The 403-nt window shown below is 62.3% G+C and carries 1 protein-coding gene; it reads left to right on the top strand.

The window, feature by feature from the left end:
* Positions 1–54: 54 nt before the first annotated feature.
* Positions 55–403, top strand: a 349-nt coding sequence (locus SB771_RS33585) for a gamma-butyrobetaine hydroxylase-like domain-containing protein (RefSeq protein WP_410721865.1), incomplete at its 3' end; no start/stop codon positions are given.

Below are 403 nucleotides of genomic sequence, written 5' to 3'. Positions count from 1 at the left end.
CTCCGCGACGGGGCGACATCTTGGGGCGGCCCGGCGTTTTCTTTTGAGGCCATCATGAGCGGACTGACCCCCGATACACCGGTGCCGACCGGCGTCGTCCTGCATTCGAAATCGCGCGTGCTCGAATTGCAGTATGCAAACGGCGAATCGTATCGCCTGCCGTTCGAACTGCTGCGCGTGTATTCGCCTTCGGCGGAAGTGCAGGGTCACGGGCCCGGCCAGGAAACGCTGCAAACCGGCAAGCGCGAGGTGACGATCACGATGCTCGAAGGCGTCGGCAACTATGCGTTGCAGCCGACTTTCTCGGACGGCCACGCCACCGGCATCTATTCGTGGGATTTGCTGTACGACATGGCGGTCCGCCAGGATGAACTCTGGCGAGCCTACCTCGCCAAACTGGAAG

Origin of the sequence: Burkholderia sp. SIMBA_051, assembly GCF_046534915.1 — a bacterium.
Lineage (GTDB): Bacteria > Pseudomonadota > Gammaproteobacteria > Burkholderiales > Burkholderiaceae > Burkholderia > Burkholderia ambifaria.
Note: the sequence above shows the minus strand (reverse complement) of the source record. Positions and strands in the feature narration are given on the sequence as shown.